At 69.7% G+C, this 5,143-nt stretch carries 3 protein-coding genes; all 3 read left to right on the forward strand.

Annotated features, from left to right (window positions below):
• A partial coding sequence (locus RIF68_RS26765; RefSeq protein ID WP_309053865.1) for a GDSL-type esterase/lipase family protein occupies positions 1 to 3,201 on the forward strand: 3,201 nt, incomplete at its 5' end.
• 220 nt (positions 3,202 to 3,421) lie between these two features.
• Positions 3,422 to 3,937 (forward strand): hypothetical protein, encoded by a 516-nt coding sequence (locus RIF68_RS26770; RefSeq protein WP_309053866.1) that lies wholly within the window; start codon positions 3,422 to 3,424, stop codon positions 3,935 to 3,937.
• A gap of 322 nt (positions 3,938 to 4,259) precedes the next feature.
• Positions 4,260 to 5,143 (forward strand): MFS transporter (locus tag RIF68_RS26775; protein WP_309053867.1); only part of this gene is annotated, 884 nt, incomplete at its 3' end.

Genomic DNA, 5,143 nt, shown 5'->3' on the forward strand with positions numbered 1-5,143 from the left:
ACGGAGGGGCGCGTCCGGTACGTCACCCAGAACTGCCTGGCGACGAGCGACAACAACCGCCAGGTACAGCTGCACTGGGACAACCCGTTCGTCGGCACCAACGGCTACGACGAGAACGGCACCGACTTCTCCACGTTCAGGATCAACCGGCAGGGCGGCGTCGGAAACAACGCCGTCGTGGTCTGGACCGTACGGCAGAAGCCGACGGCCCTGGTGGCGATGGGTGACAGCTACGTCTCGGGCGAGGCCGGACGGTGGGCCGGGAACGCGAACACCGGCAACGCCGGTTCCGCCTGGGGTACGGACCGGGCCGCGTCCGCCTGCAACGCCGACGAGAGCAGTTGCCTGCACGACCCGCACAAGGTCTACGGGGACACCTCGTACGACGGGGGCAGCGGCTGCGACCGCTCCGAGGTGTCGGAGGTCGCCGGCGCCGAGATCGACGGCATCCCGCCCGAGCGACGGTTCAACCTGGCCTGTTCGGGGGCGACCACGGACCACGTGGTCCGCAGCGGGTTCAAGGGAGAACGGCCCCAGGTCGAGCAGCTCAAGGACCTGGCGAGGTACTACCGGGTCAGGACGATCGTGCTTTCGGTGGGCGGTAACGACCTGGACTTCTCCGGGATGGTGTCCGGCTGCGCACAGCACTTCATCCTCGGTACGGGAGCCTGCAAGGGCGGACAGGACAGCGCCTTCCGGGGCAGGCTCACCGGGGTCGAGGACAAGGTGGTGGAGGCCATGAACAGCATCCACGCCGCCATGCGTTCCCAGGGGTACGACAGCAGGTACTACCGTCTGGTGGCCCAGTCCTACGCGGGTCCGATCGCCGACAGCGCCCACATGCGCTACCCGACGGAGAGCTACGAGCGCTACACGTCGGGCGGCTGCCCGTTCTACAACGAGGACGCCTCCTGGGCCCGCAACGAGGTCATCCCGGCGATCAGCACGATGATCAGGAGCGCCGCACGGCGAGGGGACGCCTTCTTCCTCGACGTGCAGGACGCCCTCGCCGGACACGAGCTGTGCCACAGCGGTGCCTCGCAGGCCACCGCGGCGAACACCCTGGCCGACCCGCTGCCCGCGGCGAAGGCCGAGTGGGTGCGGTGGGTCCCCTACCTGCTGCTGCCGTGGGGATCCCAGGGCGACAAGCAGGAAGCCGTCCACCCGAACGCCTACGGGCAGAAGGCACTCAGCAGCTGTCTGACCCAGGCGAGCGGCCAGATCGACGGCGGCGGCAGGGAGTTCCGCTGTACGTCCACGGCCGGCTCCGCGCAGCCCACCGTGCAGACGGTGGAGTTCACCCTCCAGGAGTCCGCGAACCGGACCCTCGCCAGGACCAACCGTCGCACCGATCTGGGCGGCGGTCTGCCGGATTGGAGCAAGGCGGGGTACCGCGGCGGCGAACCGCTGCCGGGCGACTCGGCCCTCTCCGGCGACCCGCGCTGCAGGATCACTCCGCTGGTCCTGGCCGGGCGTTACGACGTGAAGCCCGACGACGGCCGGGACGACACCGCCGGTATCCAGAAGGCCATCGACGACATCCGCACCGCCTGCACCCCCACCGCCTCACCCGGCAGGCTCTCCTCGATCGAACTGCCCAGGGGCACCGTCCAGGTCGGCAAGCAACTGGCCGTCGACGCCTCCTACCTGGTCATCCGCGGCCAGGGCACGAAGCCCGACAGCGGTACCAGGATCGTGTTCCGGCCGGACGCCGCGACCACGTACGACACCCTCTACCAGGGCAGCCGCTGGGACCAGGACGCGATGCGCTACGAATGCCCCGGCAAGCTCGGCTCGATCATCGGCACCGGCGGGTGGATCTGGCCAGGACGTGGCCTGTTCCGCGTGCAGACACGTGAGGTGTCGGCCAAGCACCAACGCATGTGCGGCGACATCTCCGCGATTCCGGAGAACCGCAGGGACCTGTTCGAGGGATCGGTCAACCAGCACTGGGAGTCGGGCGTCACGCTCGCCGAGGACGCCTCCACCCCCGGCTACGCCGGACGTGAGGGCCGTGACACCGTGCAGCTCGGCGCCGCCGCCGACATGTCCGTCTTCAAGCCGGGCGGCCACCTGTGGGTCGGGGCCGCCAACAGCCTGAAGTTCTACACGGAACAGGCGATCGACACCACCGCCAACGAAGGGCTCCTGGACAACCTGCACATGCGCCAGCAGGTCTTCACCATCTCCTCCGTCGACACCGCGCGACGCGTCATCACCCTCGACAAGCCGCTGGAGTTCGACGTCCCCGTGAACTCCGTCTCCGACGGCTCCGCGCCGATCGGCGGCACCGTCTACGCGAGCAAGGTCACCCCGCTCAAGATGATCACGGACGTCGGGTTCGAGGACTTCACCTTCACCCAGCAGGCCGACGGCCTGACCGCCACCTGCACCGACCCGGGCCCGAACTGCGCCACCCACAACTACGGCAACCTCGCTCCCGACGCCGCCATGCACGGCATCGTCTTCAAATGGGCCGCCAACTCCTGGGTCCGCGGGGTCAGGGGGGAGATGACCGGCTCCCACCCCGTCGTCACCGAGGTCGCCAAGAACCTCCAGATCGAGAACAACCACTTCGACGGCGCCTGGAACAAGGGCAAGGGCGGCAACGGCTACCTGCGCGGCTCCCGCGTCTGGGACTCCCTCTACGCCTTCAACACCACCCGCAACCTGCGCCACTTCACCTTCCAGTGGTCCTCTTCCGGGAACGTCGCCTTCGCCAACGACTTCGACTCCGACCTCAACCTCCACGGCGGCTGGGAACGCCGCAACCTCTTCGACAACAACACCGTCCACGTCCCCCACAACCACTCCTCCAGCAGCTGCACCGCCAATTGCGGCGGCGAAGGGGGCGCGGGTGACAAGGGCACCTGGTGGCCGATCTACTGGAGCGCCGGCAACAAGGCCGTCAAATGGTCCGGCTCCAGCGGCCCCCAGAACGTCTTCTTCAACAACGATCTGGCCAAACAGACCGTCAAGAACGGCCCCTACCAGCCCTACCAGCCCTACTCCACCCGGGGCCGCGCCTACCAGTTCGGCTCCTACGAGGGTTTCCCCCGCTGGTTCAAGCCCCTCATCTCCGCAGGCCCGATCGACGACTGGGCAGGCCAGGAGAGCAAGGACTACACCGCGGGCAACGGCGTCGTGGACCTCTACACCGACAGCGGTGATTCCCTCTTCCTGAAGTCCTACCGCCGCTGACGACCAGCGACCCCACGGCACCAGGGGCCGTGCCCGCCGACCGGCGGGTACGGCCCTTCGGCGTACCGGACGCCCGCGTCGCCCAGCCGTGGCGGTGGCGCCCCGCGTGAGTCGCACGCCGGTAGGTGGGCCGGGGCGCCGGAACGATTCCTCGGCCGACGGGAGCAACGGATACAGTCCGCTCGTTCGACATCAGCCGACGGGTGGAGGAATGGGCGGGATGAGTGGCGTGACGAGGCAGGGCGGCGGCCCGGAGCTGAGTGCCGACGAGGGTGGCCGGCTCGCGGCGCGATGGTGGCAGTGGGCGCTCTCCGCACCCGACACGTGCAGTCCGGTGCTGGACAGGACCGGTGAGTTCGCGGGCTGGCGGCAGCCCGACGACGTGTGGTTCCTGGCGGGTACCTACGGCGGCCGGGTCGTCCGACGCTGCTCCATACCCGCGGACCGCCCCGTCTTCTTCCCCGTCTTCAACACCCAGCGCCCCGCCCTCTTCTCGCCCCGTCCGGCGGTGATGAACGTCGCCCGGGCCACGGCGTTCCTGAACGGGGCCCCCTTGCCCTTGCACGAGTACACCTCACGGCGGTTCCGCGCGGGAGCGGTTCCCCGGGTCGCGTGGGGCCTGTGGTCCGCTCTGGCTCCGCTGAGCCCCGGACAGTACGTCCTGGAGATCAAGGCGGACACGGGCGACGGCTTCTGGGTCGACACCACCTACCACCTCACCGCCGCCGCTCCCTGACGCGTGCTGACGGTGTGCCGTCGGCCCCCGCCCTCGCGTGGGGCCGCGCACGGCATCGGGCCCGCGGCCGCTCTGATCGGTGCGGGCCCGACCGGGTTCCGGCACGACATTCAGGCGGCCGCGCGCCCCACCCCGTGGAACAGCGGCCGCACCGGGGCGATCACCACGTCGGCGCGTTCACCGCCCGCACGAGACTCTCATGGCGGCCGCGCGCACCATGCGGGGCCGAACTATGGTGTCCCACCACATACGCCCCTGACCTGCGCCTTCCTACGGTGTGGCGACACGCAAACGTCCCCGTACCCGCCTGGAAGTGGTGCACATGGCCGCCGCAAGAACCGCCCCGACCCCGCCCGGCTCCCTCAAGCGCATCGTCGCCGCGAGTCTCATCGGTACGACCATCGAGTGGTACGACTTCTTCCTCTACGGGTCCGCCGCCGCCCTCGTCTTCAACAAGCTGTTCTTTCCCGAGTCGGATCCGCTCGTCGGGACGCTGCTCTCGTTCCTGACGTACGCCGTCGGGTTCGCGGCCCGGCCGCTCGGGGCGCTGGTGTTCGGGCACTACGGGGACCGGCTCGGGCGGAAGAAACTGCTCGTGCTGAGCCTGCTCCTGATGGGCGGGGCGACGTTCGCGATCGGGCTGCTGCCGACCCACGCCACCGTCGGGTCGGCCGCGCCGCTGCTGCTCACCGCGCTGCGGCTGGTGCAGGGCTTCGCGCTCGGCGGCGAGTGGGGCGGGGCCGTGCTGCTGGTGTCGGAGCACGGGGACGCGAAACGGCGCGGGTTCTGGGCTTCCTGGCCGCAGACCGGGGCGCCCGCCGGGCAGTTGCTCGCCACCGGGGTACTGTCGGCGCTGACCGCGCTGCTGTCGGAGTCGGCGTTCGTGTCGTGGGGCTGGCGCGTCCCCTTCCTGCTCTCCGGGGTGCTGGTGATCGTCGGACTCTGGATCCGGCTGTCGGTGGACGAGTCGCCCGTCTTCAAGGCGGCGCTCGCCGCCGCCGAGGAGCGGAAGGCGGCGGCCGGGGCCGTCGAGAAGATGCCGCTGGTCGCGGTGGTGCGCCACCACTGGCGCGACGTGCTGATCGCGATGGGCGCCCGCATGGCGGAGAACATCTCCTACTACGTCATCACCGCGTTCATCCTGGTCTACGCGACCACGCAGGTCGGCCTCTCCAAGCAGACGGCCCTGAACACCGTGCTCATCGG

Source organism: Streptomyces sp. (genome assembly GCF_031178505.1).
Taxonomy (GTDB): domain Bacteria; phylum Actinomycetota; class Actinomycetes; order Streptomycetales; family Streptomycetaceae; genus Streptomyces; species Streptomyces gulbargensis.

What these genes read in the sequence shown, in the direction of transcription:
- RIF68_RS26770 (WP_309053866.1), top strand. Translation starts at nt 3,422, where the DNA reads ATGAGTGGCGTGACGAGGCAGGGCGGCGGCCCGGAGCTGAGTGCCGAC.